Annotated in this window: 17 protein-coding genes; 3 read left to right on the top strand and 14 right to left on the bottom strand. The window is 31.5% G+C overall.

All coding sequences use genetic code 11. From position 1 onward, the window contains the following. Position 1 precedes the first annotated feature (1 nt). Positions 2-1,159, bottom strand: a complete 1,158-nt coding sequence (locus H526_RS0108455) for a 5-(carboxyamino)imidazole ribonucleotide synthase (RefSeq protein WP_027392605.1) — start codon at positions 1,157-1,159, stop codon at positions 2-4. A gap of 169 nt (positions 1,160-1,328) precedes the next feature. Here H526_RS0108455 and H526_RS31440 point away from each other — a divergent pair, with 169 nt between their 5' ends. Together H526_RS31440 and obgE are read left to right on the top strand one after the other, a co-directional pair. Continuing rightward, positions 1,329-2,435, top strand: a complete 1,107-nt coding sequence (locus tag H526_RS31440) for an adenylate kinase (RefSeq protein ID WP_081415575.1) — start codon at positions 1,329-1,331, stop codon at positions 2,433-2,435. Between the two features lie 98 nt (positions 2,436-2,533). Continuing rightward, positions 2,534-3,532: a GTPase ObgE gene (gene obgE, locus H526_RS0108445; protein ID WP_027392603.1), complete on the top strand. Its 999-nt coding sequence runs from the start codon at positions 2,534-2,536 to the stop codon at positions 3,530-3,532. A 6-nt stretch (positions 3,533-3,538) separates the two neighbouring features. On the opposite strand, the gene H526_RS0108440 is transcribed toward obgE, so the two are convergent. The 6 genes from H526_RS0108440 to H526_RS0108415 form a co-directional block, all read right to left on the bottom strand. After that, positions 3,539-3,862, bottom strand: coding sequence for a GNAT family N-acetyltransferase (locus H526_RS0108440; protein WP_027392602.1), 324 nt, complete (start codon positions 3,860-3,862; stop codon positions 3,539-3,541). A 99-nt stretch (positions 3,863-3,961) separates the two neighbouring features. Next, entirely contained in the window at positions 3,962-4,378 is a 417-nt protein-coding gene (locus H526_RS0108435) for a hypothetical protein (protein ID WP_027392601.1), read from the bottom strand. Positions 4,379-4,399: 21 nt separating this feature from the next. Beyond that, positions 4,400-4,852 (bottom strand): carboxymuconolactone decarboxylase family protein, encoded by a 453-nt coding sequence (locus H526_RS0108430; RefSeq protein WP_027392600.1) that lies wholly within the window; start codon positions 4,850-4,852, stop codon positions 4,400-4,402. A gap of 76 nt (positions 4,853-4,928) precedes the next feature. Further along, positions 4,929-5,504 (bottom strand): Crp/Fnr family transcriptional regulator, encoded by a 576-nt coding sequence (locus H526_RS0108425; RefSeq protein WP_027392599.1) that lies wholly within the window; start codon positions 5,502-5,504, stop codon positions 4,929-4,931. A gap of 38 nt (positions 5,505-5,542) precedes the next feature. Beyond that, on the bottom strand, positions 5,543-6,592 hold the full coding sequence (locus H526_RS0108420; protein WP_027392598.1) for an SMP-30/gluconolactonase/LRE family protein: 1,050 nt from the start codon (positions 6,590-6,592) through the stop codon (positions 5,543-5,545). Between the two features lie 15 nt (positions 6,593-6,607). Next, positions 6,608-8,056: an amidohydrolase gene (locus H526_RS0108415; protein ID WP_027392597.1), complete on the bottom strand. Its 1,449-nt coding sequence runs from the start codon at positions 8,054-8,056 to the stop codon at positions 6,608-6,610. Positions 8,057-8,360: 304 nt separating this feature from the next. Here H526_RS0108415 and H526_RS0108410 point away from each other — a divergent pair, with 304 nt between their 5' ends. Beyond that, entirely contained in the window at positions 8,361-8,957 is a 597-nt protein-coding gene (locus H526_RS0108410) for a fasciclin domain-containing protein (protein WP_027392596.1), read from the top strand. Between the two features lie 71 nt (positions 8,958-9,028). Here H526_RS0108410 and H526_RS0108405 read toward each other — a convergent pair whose 3' ends face one another. The 7 genes from H526_RS0108405 to H526_RS0108370 all read right to left on the bottom strand — a co-directional run bounded on the left by H526_RS0108405 (position 9,029) and on the right by H526_RS0108370 (position 15,992). Then, positions 9,029-9,964: a hypothetical protein gene (locus H526_RS0108405; protein WP_027392595.1), complete on the bottom strand. Its 936-nt coding sequence runs from the start codon at positions 9,962-9,964 to the stop codon at positions 9,029-9,031. Positions 9,965-10,510: 546 nt separating this feature from the next. Next, on the bottom strand, positions 10,511-11,521 hold the full coding sequence (locus tag H526_RS0108395) for a transglutaminase domain-containing protein (RefSeq protein ID WP_027392594.1): 1,011 nt from the start codon (positions 11,519-11,521) through the stop codon (positions 10,511-10,513). A gap of 15 nt (positions 11,522-11,536) precedes the next feature. Continuing rightward, entirely contained in the window at positions 11,537-12,214 is a 678-nt protein-coding gene (locus H526_RS0108390) for a carboxypeptidase-like regulatory domain-containing protein (protein WP_027392593.1), read from the bottom strand. A 590-nt stretch (positions 12,215-12,804) separates the two neighbouring features. Further along, positions 12,805-13,455 (bottom strand): CPBP family intramembrane glutamic endopeptidase, encoded by a 651-nt coding sequence (locus H526_RS0108385; protein WP_027392592.1) that lies wholly within the window; start codon positions 13,453-13,455, stop codon positions 12,805-12,807. 115 nt (positions 13,456-13,570) lie between these two features. Next, the gene (locus H526_RS0108380) at positions 13,571-14,410 is read right to left on the bottom strand and encodes a LytR/AlgR family response regulator transcription factor (protein ID WP_027392591.1); all 840 of its coding nucleotides are present in this window, start codon (positions 14,408-14,410) and stop codon (positions 13,571-13,573) included. 50 nt (positions 14,411-14,460) lie between these two features. Next, positions 14,461-15,222, bottom strand: a complete 762-nt coding sequence (locus H526_RS0108375) for a DJ-1/PfpI family protein (RefSeq protein ID WP_027392590.1) — start codon at positions 15,220-15,222, stop codon at positions 14,461-14,463. A 194-nt stretch (positions 15,223-15,416) separates the two neighbouring features. After that, positions 15,417-15,992 (bottom strand): hypothetical protein, encoded by a 576-nt coding sequence (locus H526_RS0108370; RefSeq protein WP_035084928.1) that lies wholly within the window; start codon positions 15,990-15,992, stop codon positions 15,417-15,419. Positions 15,993-16,012: the final 20 nt, after the last annotated feature.

Genomic DNA, 16,012 nt, shown 5'->3' with positions numbered 1-16,012 from the left:
CTTATTTACTGACTACTTTTATGGTTTTTTTTACCTTTTCTGCAATTTTTCTGGCTTCAGCTATATCCTCATTAATGATAGTTACGTGTCCCATTTTTCTAAAAGGCCGTGTTTGTTTTTTTCCATAGATATGAGGAGTAACGCCTTTCATTTTCATAATAGTGTCGATATTTTTATATACAACATTTCCTGTATACCCTTCAGCACCAACAAGATTCACCATTATTCCTGCAACTTTACTTTCTGTATTTCCTAGTGGTAAATCGAGTATTGCTCGTATATGTTGCTCAAATTGATTGGTATAACTAGCTTCGATACTGTAGTGTCCACTATTATGAGGTCTTGGAGCTACTTCATTAACTAAAATTTCATCATCCTTTGTTTGAAACATTTCGACAGCTAATAAACCAACGTGAGTAAAAGCTTTAGAAACATTTTCGGCAATTGTTCTTGCCTTTTCAGCTATCTTATCATCTATCCTTGCGGGGCAAATAACATATTCTACTTGATTAGCTTCTGGATGAAATTCCATTTCTACTACTGGATATGTTTTAATCTCATCCTGGGGATTTCGTACTACAATTACCGCTAGTTCATTTTTAAAATCAATCAATTTTTCTGCAATACACTCTGTATCCGGTAATTTAGCGATGTCAGCGCCTGTTCTAATAATAGAAACTCCTTTTCCGTCATATCCTCCTTGCGTACTTTTCCATACAAAAGGTAGTTTAACTTTTCCACTAGTAATACCTTCTGTTAAATGGGCTTTGTTAGAAAACTGGACAAAAGGAGCAGTAGGTATTTCTTGATTCTTGTAAAATAGTTTTTGCTTCCCTTTATTTTGAATTTTTTCTAATGTTTTAGAATCAGGATATACTTTTTTTCCTTCTCGTTCTAGTCTGGCTAATGCCTTAATGTTCACTGTTTCTATTTCAAAAGTGAGTACATCGACTTTCTTGCCAAAGTTGTATACAGTATCATAATCCATTAAATCACCTTGTTGAAAGTGATCACATGCAATTCTACAAGGAGCATCGGGGTTGGGGTCCAGAACATAGGTACAGATATCATACTTCCGAGTTTCGTAGAGCATCATTTTGCCCAATTGACCACCACCCAGGATACCTAACTTAAAGTCTGACGAAAAATAGTTTGTCATTTTTTGGAGTATCTTATTTTGCCTTAGGGGACAAAAATAAATTTTTAATAAGTAAAAACCTCAATATTGTACGGCAAATGCAGTAGATATCTATTATAAGTGTTGTTTGTAATCACTATCTTTGCGCCTTTGAAAACGAAACGGTTACTGTGATAATCTTATAAAGACAATGATTACACTACATGATTTACAGTTTACGCCATTTATTGCAGAGGATAAAATAACTAAAGCAATAGATAAAATATCCGATGAACTTAATAGAGATTTATCTGATAAGAAACCTCTTTTTATAGGGGTTCTTAATGGTGCATTTATGTTTGTGTCTGAAGTGCTTAAAAGATTTGATTACGATTGCGAAGTAAGTTTTGTGAAATTAGCGTCTTATGAAGGAATAGAAACTACTTCTTCTGTTCAGGAGCTTATAGGATTAAAGGAAGATGTAACTGATAGAACCGTTATAATTCTAGAAGATATTGTAGACACAGGCAATACTATTGTAGAATTGTTAAAAATATTTAAAGATAAAGGGTGTAAAGAGGTAAGAATTGCTACTTTATTTTTTAAACCTGAAGCCTATACTAAAAAATATACGATAGATTATATAGGGATAGAGATCCCCAATAGATTTATTGTAGGATACGGACTAGATTATGATGGTTTAGGTCGTAATCTTACAGAAGTTTACCAATTAAAACAAAACAACATGACAAATTTAGTGTTATTCGGACCTCCAGGAGCAGGAAAAGGAACACAAGCTGAAGTTTTAAAACAAAAGTATGATCTAGTTCATATTTCTACAGGAGATGTGTTTAGATATAATATAAAAAATGCTACTGAATTAGGAACATTAGCAAAATCATATATTGATAAAGGACAATTAGTACCAGATGAAGTAACAATTAATATGTTGAATGCTGAGGTAGATAAAAATCCAGATGCTAAAGGTTTCATTTTTGATGGATTTCCTAGAACAGAAGCTCAGGCGGAATCATTAGCAGAATTGTTATCTTCTAAAGGAGCAGAAGTTAGTGCAATGGTTGCTTTAGAGGTAGACGATGAGGTGTTAGTTAATCGCTTATTAGAAAGAGGAAAAACATCCGGTCGCCCTGATGATGCTGATGAAGGTGTGATCAGAAATCGTATTAAAGTATATTATAACGAAACTGCGATACTAAAGAATTACTACCAAAAACAGGATAAGTATTTTGGAGTTGATGGAGTAGGTGGCATCACTGAGATTACAGATCGATTAAGCAGTGTTATAGATAAATTATAGACGTATTGTTACAGAGTATTAAATCTCTGTTTTTTTTGTAAAAGGTTTCAAATTCAAAAGGTTCTAATCAATTGGTTAGAACAATTAGGTAGCGTATTATGACAGAAGGAAATTTTGTAGATTATGTAAAATTACATGTTACTTCCGGAAATGGAGGTAAAGGATCGGTGCATTTACATAGAGAGAAATATATTACCAAAGGTGGTCCCGATGGAGGAGATGGTGGACGTGGAGGTCATGTTATCATAAAAGCGAATCCAAATATGTGGACGCTTTATCATCTAAAGTTTAAAAGGCATTTTAGAGCAGAACATGGAGGACATGGAAGTAAAAATAGGAGTAGTGGTGCTGATGGAGATGATGTATATGTGGATGTCCCTTTAGGAACTGTGATCCGTGATACAGAAACTCAAGAGATTCTTCATGAAATTACAGAGAAAGGACAGGAAATTATCATCGCTGAAGGTGGAATGGGTGGTCGTGGAAACTGGCATTTTAAAAATTCAGTAAATCAAACTCCTAGATATGCGCAACCGGGTATAGAAGGGCAACAATTTGATATCACATTAGAATTAAAAATATTAGCAGATGTAGGTTTAGTAGGTTTTCCGAATGCAGGAAAATCTACTTTGCTTTCTGTTATTACATCGGCAAAACCTAAGATTGCAGATTATGAATTTACCACACTCAAACCAAATCTAGGTATTGTAGAGTATAGAGATTTTCAAACATTTGTGATGGCTGATATTCCTGGAATCATAGAAGGAGCAGCTGAAGGTAAAGGAATTGGTCATCGATTTTTGAGACATATAGAACGGAATTCTACATTATTGTTTTTAGTTCCTGCAGATGCTCCAGATATTAAAGAACAATATGAAATCCTATTGGATGAATTAAGAAGGTATAATCCGGATTTATTAGACAAAGAACGATTGATAGCTATCTCTAAATGCGATATGTTGGATGATGAACTGAGAACGGAACTAAAATCAGAGCTAGATGCTCAATTGAATGTTCCGTATTTATTTATTTCTTCTGTTGCTCAACAAGGTTTGCAAGAGCTTAAAGATAGACTTTGGCAAATGCTAAATGACTGATATTTCTTATTTAATAGAATATCCATCTTTTAATATTCCATCTGCTTCTTTTGGATGCTTTTTAATATAAGCAGCTACGAATGGACAAAGTGGTATCATTTTATATTTTTTTTCTTGTATATATTGTAATGTCTTCTTTACAATAGTACTCCCTAACCCTTTTCCTTCCATTGATACAGGGACTTCAGTGTGGGTAAGGTATATAGAATTATCACTAGTAAGTATATATTCAATAAATATAGTTTCATTTTCGACCTTGAGTTCGAATCTCTTTTTAGGGTGATCAGTATTATTTATTAACTCTAGTTGTGACCAGTTATTCTTTTTCATAATTAATGATTGTAGTTATATTGTAAAGCTAAAATATAAAAAGACATCAATGACTTAATCAATGGTTAAAGCTACAATACCAAGTTTTAATGTACTTCTTTAAAACAACTGATCAATTTCTAGATATTTTTCTTTTATTAAACTTAAACCAAATGCTGCTGCAGATGCAGAAAATACTGAGTAATCTAAAGGAGCCTTAATACCTAATGTAATTGTCATAGAAATTCCAAAGATTAGTAATAAAACTCCACTAACTTTAGCAAATAATGAAGTTTTGAATCCTATAAGTAAGAAGATTGACAATAATACCTCTGCTAGCGTGGCTATGATACCAATAACATTAATAATAGATTCGGGAGCCCAAGGATTTAGCAGTTTAGTGTATTCTAGAAAATTACCCCAAGTTCCCCAGGCAGAATTTTCTTTTGACCAAAATCCAAATCGGTCTGCTACTGCAGAAATAAAACCAATAGCGATACTAACTCTTAAAAAGAGTTTGATATAAATGATTTTCATAAGAAAATAACTAACGGTTTTTTATTCTTGTGATGGTGCAGGGGTTAGCAATGTAGCAACTCCAATTCTATTCCAAGCATTGATTCCGCATATAGCCATAATGATATCGATTACTTTTTCTTCTCCAAATGTATTGATCGCTTTTTGATATAAGGTTTCTGATAATCCATTATTAGAAATAAGAGTAATTTCTTCAGTCATTGCTATAATGATTTGCTCTTCGGATGTAAAAAATGGAGAATCTCGCCATACAGGTAACGCGTGGATACGATATTGTTTTTCACCTTTTCCGATAGCTTCTTTTATGTGCATTTGTATACAATAGGCACAACCATTGATTTGAGAAGCTCTTATTTCAATCAATAAAAACTCTAGATCTGTTAAGGTACTTTTTTTGCAATTTTTATGTAAATCAAACAATGGTTGGTACGCACTTGGTTTAATCTTACCGATATCTATTCTATCTGCTTTCATAAGTATGTTGTTATTTGTTTAAAGCAAAATTCAACATATGAAATGATGAAAAACTTAATCTAGATTAAGAAACATATTAAGAACGCTTTTTTGCTCTTATTTTACTTAAAAATTCTGGAGTAAATCCTAAATAAGAAGCTAACATGTACTGTGGAACTCGCTGTACAAACTCTGGATTATATTTATAAAAGGTGTTATATAATTCTTCTCCTGATAGGTTGAACATATATTGTATTCTTTTTTGATCGGCTATTCTAACTCGTTCTTGAATAATTCTAAAATATTTATTGATTTCCAAAGAGTTTTGTAATATACTATCTAGGTTAGATCTACTGATTTTTAAAATTACAGCATCTTCGGTAGCTTGGATATTAAGTTGTGTTTGAGTTTTATTAATAAAACTATCAAAATCCGTTAACCACCAATCTTCTATGCCGAAATTCACTGTTTTTTCTACCCCTTTTTTATTGACGAAAAATGATCTAAAACAGCCTTTTACAATGAAATGATTATGATTACAATGATTTCCTTCTTTTAAAATAAATTGTTTGGGAGCAATATTTTCAATTTCAACAAGGTTTATGAAATTAGTTATTTCTTTTTCTGATGGATGTACAAACCTTAGGATGTGATTTTTTAAAGATGCTGTCATTGTAGTTAATAAATAAATACATTATTTAATGGAGTGATCTATTTTTTTACTTTTAAAATTAGAAAATGGTCGTCCATAACATTCCCAGTAATGATAAGATTTTTATAAGGTGTAGCCACAGTGGATCCAGACATTCCCGTTCCGTCATCTGTATATTGTTGTTTAATGGTATAGTCATTCTTTCCGTTGTAGGTGATTTTTATAATTTCTGAAGGAGAGGTTTCTTTTTTACCTTTAGCATAAGATCCAAAGCGCAATAGATTAGGATGGGCTCCTATCCACAGATTTCCTTCAGAATCAATTTCAATATTATCTACTCCTGTATTACAAGGAATGTCTTCTATGAATTCTAGCGTACCATCATCTTTTTTAGTATATGCTTTGACCAAAAAAGCTCTTGGAGACGCTACATATAATAAGTTACGCTTACGGTCAAAATTAATTCCGTTGGCATAGGCAATTCCGTCTGCAACTTCTATATAGTTTTCTCCATCATAGTACAAAACATTAGAAATAGAAAGTCCCAGATACTCCTCTAATATTTTACCAAATCCATCCGTATATTTATGATCGTTTGTTATATAGAATCGGTTTTCATCAATAAGAACTAGATCGTTTGGACTAATTAGTGAAGGATGCTTAAGAGTTTTTTTGTGAATCAGGTTTTTATCCTGCATCGAAAAAACTTCTATAGAATGCCCTTTTGGAGTATGATTAATAGCCATAATTGTATAGGTGCTATCTTTTTTAATCATCGATATACCGTGTGGAGCAAAAGGTTTATTAAAAGAAGAGGTAAGATTAGTTAAATTAAAACTATTGTCTTTGAGATCCATAAAATATAAAGCTCCTTTTTCCTCCATAATAGGAGGGTAGATTTCTCTATTGGTAGATGAAATTAGCGCAAAACCTTCTGATATATTTACCGTAATATCTTCGGCACCTTTGATAGAAATCTCTTTTAAAACTGTTCCTTCAAAATTGTTTTCTACAGACCTAAAAAAACCAGTTGATATTAGTATATGTACTACAAAAATTAGTAGTATTAGTAAAAGCGATAGTGTGATTCTTTTTGTCAAAAGTTTCATATGTTACCAGTCATATTATTTTTTACTGTTACTTGGCACCGGAGGAGGACCTTCGGGAACAATAGCTTCATAGACTTCATCTCCTTTACGTTCTTTGTATTCTGCTTTTACCTTTTCTAATGCTTCTGGATTTTCATAAAGATCTGTCATGGTCATTGCCATGGCTTTTGATGCATAAAGCATTCCTTTATGACCTATACTCATTCCGCCGCAAGCGACCACTGCCCACGAATGCCAAGGCGTGTCTTTTGGAGCAGTAGTTACTCCTAGATTAATATTAGGAACGTTCCAGCTTACATCTCCTACATCTGTAGAACCGCCTCCTGGATGTTCTTTAGTCTCTTCAAGAGGATTAATGGCACTGTCCATTCCTACTTGTTCTTTTTTAGTAACCTCTTGAATCTTTTTTCCAAAAGCAATTTCATCATTAGTATAAGTAATAGGCCCAAGAAGTTCTAGATTGTTTTGCATTAATTTCCCGCCTTCACGATTTACTAATACTTCATAAATACCTGATATTAAAGAGATTTTGTAGTCTACATTTGCCATAATTGCTGCACCTTCTGCCATTTTCTTTACTCGCTCATATACAGGCATCATTCCAGAACGCTTCGTGTCACGTACTCGCATCCATAACCTAGAATAATCGGGGACAACATTAACTACTTGTCCTCCATCCTGGATATGATAGTGCATACGAACTGTTGGTTTTACATGTTCTCTATAATAATTAATTCCAGTCGTATAAATTTCTAAGGCATCAGAAGCACTTCTACCATTCCATGGATCTGCAGATGCATGGGCTGCTTGTCCAAAAAATTCAATTTTAAAGTCTACAAGAGCTAATGAACTTTGCACATCTGCTTTGGTAGATGCAGAAGGGTGCCAGCTAATATTAGCGTCTACATCATTCCACAATCCTTCTCTTACCATCCATATCTTTCCAAAGTATTTTTCTTCACTTGGCGTACCAAAAAATTTCACGGTTCCTTTAATTTTTCCACTTTCTATCAATTCCTTTACAGCAATAGCTGCACCAAGACTCCCTGCTCCAAAAAGATTATGCCCGCAACCATGTCCTCCAGCTCCTTCTTTCAGTGGAGATTTGGTTGGTTGCGCTTTTTGTGAGATACCCGGTAATGCGTCAAATTCTCCTAACACACTTATTACAGGTTTTCCTGATCCATAAGTGGCAACAAAAGCTGTAGGCATTCCTGCTACTCCACGTTCTACAGTAAATCCTTGCTTTTCTGCATAATCAGCTAGTAGCTTGGAAGATTGATTTTCTTCGAAAGCAGTTTCTGCTAATGCCCAGATCTCATCGCTGATTTTAGTAAGCTCTTCTTGATGTTTTTCTATAGATTTTATAATAGCCTTTTTATTGTTGGAGAGTTTTTTTTGACTATAAATCGGAATAAATAATATAGCACATAAGAGAAGACTTAAAAAGTTATTTGGTTTCATAATGGCTTGAATTAAATGAGTTTGCTTAAGATGATCATGTTAAAAATAACATTTTTTAAGTTGATAGTATATTTTAGATTGTACTTATTAGCATTCATTTTAATTAGAAAACACTGGTTTTTATACTAATTACGGTACAACCACAAGGGTGTGAAAACGCATACTAATTAGCTTCTTACGAATACTCATTTATTAACATTTGTTAACGTTAATTACAATAGTTTTAACCCGTTATCAAGTAATACTTTGATTATAAAATTGTTATCAATAACTAATAATTACTCCATTAAAATCAATTTAGAACATGAAGATTAAAAGTCTATTTAACGTTTTTTCACTTATCTTAATAATCACGTTTGTTTCCTGTGAAGGACTTGTGGTTAAGAAAGAATCTAAATCCTTAGATGATAAGTTAATTGCGCAAGCGGATATTCCTACTGTAGAAACGAATACTTCAACAATTAAGGAATTGATATCTTATGATATCGCTTTTGAGGAATTGAATAAAATAGTTCAGTCTTCTGAATATGCTACGAAATTTAACGGAACCAAATCATATACTGTTTTTGCTCCATTAAATGGTGCTTTTAAAAAATTGCCTGAAGGAATAATAGAAAAGCTTATCGAAGAAAAAAATGAAGAAAAGCTTTCTGCTATTATGAATTGTCACATCATTTCTGGGACAATAAATGAAGAAGACATCATTAAGGCTATTAATGATGGTGGCGGAAGTGTAAAATTAAGAACTCTTGGAGGGACTAGATTAATAGCGAGTAGAAAAAGAGGAAAAATTTATTTAATAGATAAAAATGGTAATGCCGGTAGGTTAATGAAAACCGATATAGAGGCTTCTAACGGTATGATTCATACATTAGAAACTGTAATGTTACCAAAAAAATAGGAAGAGCATAATTTCAATGTGTTTGTTTAAAACCGGAAAACCTCACAAGAGATAGAGTTGTGAGGTTTTTTTTATGAAGCATCACTAAATGGTACTTCGGATAGCGAATTTTTAATAAGATACATAGTATTATTCCTGAAATCAAAAACGGTATTAAACCTTTTTAGTAATTCATTTCCTAAAATATGAGTTTTGATTCCTGCCGGGTTTTCTCTGTTTAAAAGTTGTGTCGGTAATTTATGTATGTGTTGTCCAGCAATCTTTAGAGTAGGAATCTCAACTACTTTGGTTATGAATATATCTCCAGCGCCATTTCTTAACTGATTGGTTTTGATAAGATTTAAGTCCTTAGGGAATGATTGCTCACTTAATATGATACTGTCTAGGAGTAAGGCTTTTTGATATCCTGTGTCGAATAAAAAACGACTGTTATACTTTTTGTTTCTAATAGAAATTTCTCCGTTAAGACATAATATAGTTTTTACAACTTCGAGTTTCGTTTTTGTGTATCCTTTTAGATCGGGTAATTCATTGTGTACAGTCAAAAGATTTTTATCATAATCTAAGGATATTATTTTGTCTTTAAATAGATCCCAACCAAAACGGCCATCCGTTCCTTGACCAGAATGTTTTACAGGATATACTTCTAGATTATCCCATACTAATTCTCCTATTTGTAACGAGGCTGGAGTTTTGAGCTTTACATAGTTTTGTGTTGGAGTTATTTCTTTTTTGTGGTCCAATAAATTAGTTTTTTCTTTTATGGCTTCGTGAGTAAGTAGAAGACCCGTTGTTCCTGAATCAAATTTTAGAAATAATGTATCTCTACTGTTTAGGACCGTTTTTATTTTGATATTGTTATATGGAGTTAATTCAAATGGAATTTTTATGTTTTTAGTGTCTACAGTTTCCGAAATCTTCTTCTCTGGATTTTTACAACCACAGAGTATCAAGATCAGAGTAGCCATTAACAATAATGATCTAGGTATAGTCTTTTTAGGTTTCATAGAATTGTTTTATGCTGTTTGTTTCTCCAAAAAATAAGATAAGATATCTTGTTCTAGGATTTAGCAACTGTTAGTTCTAAATTAATCAATACAAATATGATCAATATTTCTATGATAAAGTAAAGCAACCCGATAACAGTTAAATTTTCGTAAAAGTAGTATAGATATCCAATTGTAATAAAGCAGTATAAAAGATTAGCGTAAGCTATTATTTTTAGCAAAATATTCCAATTAACGGGTTTTAAGAAATAACAAGTCATAGAATACACCGAAAAAAACAAAGCAAAGATGGATAAAAAATAGAGTTCTTTTTTAGGCATCCCAATATACTCCTGAAACTTTGTTAATACCACAGCTAAAAAAAATAATGTAACTAGCGCTCCCAATCCATCAATTAGAAAAAGTCGTTTAGGTTCTTTTCTTAAGGTTTCAAGGAATGAAGAGAGTTTAGAGATCACTTTTTTTATTCTTGTTATTAAGATTTAAGGTTTTTTCTGCAATAAAAGATACTAAATTTTGAGTGAATTTAACCTGTTGATTAGATACCTAACTTTTAGTAACATTAATAGTATAGGTTGCTACAATATCACCGTTGATTTTTAAATGAGTATCATAAATGCCTTTGTTTTTAAATGTATGTTTAAACGACTGGATATCATCAGATTTTTCTTTGTTGTAAATTTCTAATGTTCTTTCTTCAATGCCTATATAGTAAACTAATGCAATGTTTTTATCCGAAACAATTTTATTCGATTTAAAACTAAATATAACCTCTTGATCTTTATTTATAGATAGGTCCATATTTTGTGGATAAATAGGAGTGATGTTATTTTCAAATGTTTCTCCGTAGACTAATGGTGCATTTACAAAACTAATCGCTGTAATGTTTTCAGTCAATAACCATTTTTGTTTTATGGGGAAATGATTTTTTCCAAATAGTAGAGGATCTGTTAAAAAATAACCATCATTATATGCTCTTACAAAAACGTTATATTCATTTAGATAACCACTAGACCAAGTAGCATCGCATAAATACCATTTGCTATTTAGTAAAACTGCATTCCAAGAATGGTTTGCCATTTCTAATGTTTTGATGTTAGATTCCACAGATCTACCATATCCATCCACAATTTCTGCGGTTATATTAGACAAATGGCATAATTCTTTAATTAAATATGCATATCCTGTGCACATTGTCTTTTTGCGTTTTAATAATTTTTTAAAAGCAGTTTTTTTATATTCATGGTTCCACCTCATAAATGAAATGGAATCTTGTCTTAGTTTCTTTCTTTTTTTATTCACTTTAGTAAACTGCGTATTATCGCCTTTTATATTTTGACAAACCCACACATAGATCGCTCTAAATTTTTCGACTTCTGTAGGCAGTGAATTCGTAAGCTCATGTGCTAATAGTGGTAGATTCTCTAAAGAAGCTCCTTTGTGTAGTTTAGCAATATTATCCGCTCTAGTGAAATCGATATGCTTAAAGTCCGAGACTTGAGCATTTAAGTAATTGCCAAAAAAAATGAATAAAAAAAGATAGAGACTAGTTTTCATAACAATGCAATTTGATTAATTTCTTTTTGAGCTATATACTTTTTTTACCGCAACTTTACCCATTAATACACAACCATCCATTTTTAAGTTTACTTTTAGAGCTATATCATTTGCGGATTTTTGATCTCTTATTACTACTTTTTTAGAGGTAAATCCTATATAACTAAATACTAAGACATCTCCTTTTTTAAGTGCTACTGGAAATTCGAAATTTCCATCAAAATCGGTAGATGTGCCTATGGTTGTTCCTTGTAAAACAATATTGGCACCAGGTAAAGGAACTCCGCTTTCTGATACGATACCTTTTACGGTAATGTTGTTTTGAGCACTAGCGACCTTAAGTTCTGAAGGATTATTATCGGAGATTCTTGTTTTATTTTTTAGATCTTGTCCTTGTGTTTTAGTAAATGAAAACAAGGTTAAGAAAGCAAATGCGATACCGCTGATGTAACTGATACTTTTTCTCTTTACGCTATAGTTGTATGTTTTTAGTTGACTACTATTAAATCTACCACACGTATTTTTTGTAGAATTAGTTTTAAAATAATTAATGATCTCTGTAGAATTCATCTTAGAGAAATCGATGACTTCTCTGCTACAAGAATTACAAAATCCACCTTTTCTTGTTGAAGAAAAGTCGTTAAAATTTTCAGTACATGGAGTTTTGATGTTTAAGCTAAATTGATTCTTCATAGTATTGTTCTTTATAGTTAATACCCCAAACCTAGGATATCAATAGCTTTTATGAAACGTAGAATTAGCGAAAGCATCTTTACAGTAACTAAAGTGCTTGTTTTGGTTAGGGAGTATGATATTAACTATATATGTAATAGGACGAAAGAATTGATATAGGCTTCTTTTATAATCTAGATTAATAGTTAGTGCAGATCACTTTTATCTAGGTGACTTTGCCGTTTTTGATTGATATACTAAAATTAGTAAAGAATATTATTAAAGTGATAAACACAGAACACGATCATTAAAAACATTTTTTTGATTAAATCCTTCGATCTTATTTTATGTTATTTGCCTTTATTGCAATAATCGTAGGGCGGATGATAAACGATACGTTTCGGATGTGTACTTAGCCAAATATAAATATTTTACTCTTATGATTTCTGCAAATGCCTATCGCAGGATTACAATTTTAAAAATATAGGATAAGACATTAGTAGTAAATTTTATATTTGGCGATTTTGTAAATAACCGTAAACACTTCCGTTAAATATAAAAACCTTGTGTTTCTTTATACATTATTATACATAGATTTTATTATTTAACTATTAAAGCCAACCATAATACATATATACTAATGCAACAGTATCAATAAATCCGTGAACAGCAATATTGAACCACAAATCGCTCTTGCGGATATGAAAAATAACAGCTAAAAGCATACCTGTAATACCTGATAAAATCTGTCCACTTATTCCTTGATATGCGTGTAGCCAGCCAAAAATAAATCCAAATAGTAGAATATTAATGACAAGGCTGATCTTACTTGATCCAAAAAACTTAGTGAATTGTCTCATTAGATACCCTCTAAATACAATTTCTTCGCCGAACGCAGCCGAAGCCCAAATAAGAGCAAGTAAGCTTAATGAAGCAGGCAAGTTCCCTTCATAGGATTCAAATTCAGAAAAGTCTATAGGTTTCCCTGTTAGATAGGTAACGCCTGGCATCAAGACATAGCCATAAAATAAGAAGATAGCTATACCCAAAAGTGGTGCTACAATTAACAGCCTTTTTATATTTAAATTTTTACGCTGAAAACCTAAAGAGCTAAAAAGTTCCTTTTTGTATTCAACCGCACTTGCTATTATTAATAATAAAGCGGCTATCATCATTTGAAAGGATCCTGATAGGTATAAAATATAACAAATGATTATTGCGATTACCGGTGTCAATTTTGTTGTAAAAAAGCTTTTGTTCATTTTTTTATCGTTTTTAATTTTAAGCGAAGTAATAACGATAAAGCAATATAAACAGTGATCTACGGCTTGTTTTTACTGAATGGTATCAAAATAACAGCTGAATAATCATTAAATTTTATAGCTTACTCTTAAACCAGTTCATAAATTCTTGTTTTTTATATCTACTGATATTTATTTGAAAAGCTTTTTCATCAGAAATTGTGGGTTTGAGTAAGACTGATAACTTACCGTTTTCTATAGATTTTATTTGTTCAACAGCACGAGTGTGAAGTATAGTTTGTCTATTGGCTCTATAGAAACTTTGTTTGTTGACTTCATTTTCGACTTCGTTGAGGGTAAAATCTGTTATAATGGAGGTTCCATCAGTTTTTGTTACATACACTATTTTGTTTTCACTATATATGAATGCAATTTCAGAATAGTTAACCAAGGTTGTTTTACCTCCTTGTTGCACTTTAAGAACGCCTTTTATCGAGGTAAGCTTGTGAAGGTTATAAATATCGGTAGAAAATAAAAGGGCAATTCCTAGCGTACAAACTAGTAGAGAGAGTGAAAGTCCTGTTAGTAAATGATAAATACTGTATGATTCAATTCCATTAATCAAACCGTTTAAACCAAAATAAAAGAAGAAATAGAGTATAGTGATATACCCTAAAGTTGAAAATAGGAAACGTAAAAGTAGTTGTATACTAATATTTTTAGTGAAGTATTTTTTTTTAAAATATATAAAATTAAAGCGAGCGATAAGGATCATTAGACCTCCACCAATAATAGAAACCACTATAGGAAATAAAGGAAATTCATAATCTTCATTAAATGGAAAATGTTTTGGTTCGAAAAGATGATTTAATACAATTGAAATTACTAAAAGTATAACACCATTTCTAACCCAGAAATTTGAAAAATTAATGTTTTTTGTAAAAAAAATAACTATTGTTTTTATGAAAGATTTCAATCTGTCGTTTTAATTTTTAAAGTTTTATACACCTTGTTGTAAGCCGTTTCTTATTCGACTGGATTAATGAACTTAAGAACTTCATCTGCTACAAATTTTCCACTATTTGCGAAAGATGCTGTTATTAATCTATTTTGGGAATCAACAATTTCATAATTTATTTTCTTTTCGTGATTATATATTTTCAAATTAGCTCCTCTTTTTTTTAATTCAATTTCCATATCATAAGGTAATAATTTTCCAAAATCAGACTGTTTCATTATATTTTTTTCATTCCATGTAGGAAAACTGGTCATTGTTTTGTCTTTGACCAGATATTGACCCGATTTTAATTTCACATCGATAAGTGTAGCAGTTCCGTGACCAATTGTTCCGATAATCCCTCCTGAATCATATATTTCCGATATTGTATGAAGAACATCTGTATTTTTATGAGTGTCCCAAAATTGCCCATACCCACCAGGGATTATGACAGCTAAATATTCCTCTGAATTTACTTCTGACGGTTTTAAACTATTTTCTGTTTTATTTTTGAATAGTTCACTTTTGATAATTTTTTTGACTAAATCCGTAGTATCCCCGTTATGATAGATTGGGATTTTTCCACCTTTTGGTGATACAATATCAATTTCTATATTTTTTTCAGAAAATTTATTGAAGGGGATTGCCAATTCAATCAGATACGTTCCATTTGGTTCATTTTTCATCTTATCTACATTGGTTGTAATGAAAAGAATTTTCTTTTTTTCAATATTCTGTGTACAGGAAATACTTAAAATAAAGATTAATAAAAATGCCAAAATTTTATTCATAGTTCTGTTTTTACAAATTGCTTAGATTGTTTAATATATATGTCGTAGCAAGGCAAAATGTTACCTAATTTTTCGAATTAACACAGAGCCGAACTTTTGTTTTTAACTTTTCTGTTCTAAAAGTCAAATTTAAAAATTTAACGGTTTTTATAGGTAAGTACAAATCTATCGGTTTAGAATTTATTAGCTAGGTTTTATATATCCTGTTGTGCAACGTTTTCATTTGTGTTTATTTTACTAAGTATTAGAATTAAACCTAAAGAAAAAATTGATACACCCAATGCAGTATAGATTAAATTATTCCACAAGAAGTAGCCTAATCCCATGAAAATGGCGCCAAATACCGTTAGGATGTATCCAATAAGGTTCGACTTGATAAAATTTATAGCGTGAATTGTAAGTCCTAAAAAAAGTAAAGATGGACCAACATAAACAAATGGAAAAGCTATCGCTGGTGTGCTCGCTAATTGGTTTAAAAAGATATTTCTTGCATTATTATCATTTCCAAAACTCCACGAAATAAAGTCGATTGTATTTAGTCCAATAAATGCGACTACTCCTATGAATGTTAGTACAGAAGCGATTTTTCCGATTTTATTTTTTGGAAATACTTTATTGAAATTCAAGAGTAAAACTGCTCCAATCAAATTTAGCCAATGAGCAAAATCAATTGGTTTTTGACTGTGAGCAAATTCATTACCTTTTGTAAATATCCAATAACTTATAACGAATAAGCAAAGTCCGATTATGCAAATGATTTTTGATTTCATCGTAGTATTTGATTGATTAA

The organism is Aquimarina latercula DSM 2041 (assembly GCF_000430645.1).
Lineage (GTDB): Bacteria > Bacteroidota > Bacteroidia > Flavobacteriales > Flavobacteriaceae > Aquimarina > Aquimarina latercula.
The sequence above is the reverse complement of the archived record's forward strand: the minus strand, read 5'-3'. Positions and strand labels throughout refer to the sequence as shown.

Bases quoted from the DNA above. Each gene is read 5' to 3' on its own strand.
- H526_RS0108435 (WP_027392601.1), bottom strand. From the start codon at position 4,378: ATGAAAATCATTTATATCAAACTCTTTTTAAGAGTTAGTATCGCTATT.
- H526_RS0108395 (WP_027392594.1), bottom strand. From the start codon at position 11,521: ATGAAAACTAGTCTCTATCTTTTTTTATTCATTTTTTTTGGCAATTAC.
- H526_RS0108385 (WP_027392592.1), bottom strand. From the start codon at position 13,455: ATGAACAAAAGCTTTTTTACAACAAAATTGACACCGGTAATCGCAATA.
- obgE (WP_027392603.1), top strand. From the start codon at position 2,534: ATGACAGAAGGAAATTTTGTAGATTATGTAAAATTACATGTTACTTCC.
- H526_RS0108370 (WP_035084928.1), bottom strand. From the start codon at position 15,992: ATGAAATCAAAAATCATTTGCATAATCGGACTTTGCTTATTCGTTATA.
- H526_RS0108425 (WP_027392599.1), bottom strand. From the start codon at position 5,504: ATGACAGCATCTTTAAAAAATCACATCCTAAGGTTTGTACATCCATCA.
- H526_RS0108420 (WP_027392598.1), bottom strand. From the start codon at position 6,592: ATGAAACTTTTGACAAAAAGAATCACACTATCGCTTTTACTAATACTA.
- H526_RS0108430 (WP_027392600.1), bottom strand. From the start codon at position 4,852: ATGAAAGCAGATAGAATAGATATCGGTAAGATTAAACCAAGTGCGTAC.
- H526_RS0108415 (WP_027392597.1), bottom strand. From the start codon at position 8,056: ATGAAACCAAATAACTTTTTAAGTCTTCTCTTATGTGCTATATTATTT.
- H526_RS0108375 (WP_027392590.1), bottom strand. From the start codon at position 15,222: ATGAATAAAATTTTGGCATTTTTATTAATCTTTATTTTAAGTATTTCC.
- H526_RS0108455 (WP_027392605.1), bottom strand. From the start codon at position 1,159: ATGACAAACTATTTTTCGTCAGACTTTAAGTTAGGTATCCTGGGTGGT.
- H526_RS0108390 (WP_027392593.1), bottom strand. From the start codon at position 12,214: ATGAAGAATCAATTTAGCTTAAACATCAAAACTCCATGTACTGAAAAT.
- H526_RS0108410 (WP_027392596.1), top strand. From the start codon at position 8,361: ATGAAGATTAAAAGTCTATTTAACGTTTTTTCACTTATCTTAATAATC.
- H526_RS31440 (WP_081415575.1), top strand. From the start codon at position 1,329: ATGATTACACTACATGATTTACAGTTTACGCCATTTATTGCAGAGGAT.
- H526_RS0108405 (WP_027392595.1), bottom strand. From the start codon at position 9,964: ATGAAACCTAAAAAGACTATACCTAGATCATTATTGTTAATGGCTACT.
- H526_RS0108440 (WP_027392602.1), bottom strand. From the start codon at position 3,862: ATGAAAAAGAATAACTGGTCACAACTAGAGTTAATAAATAATACTGAT.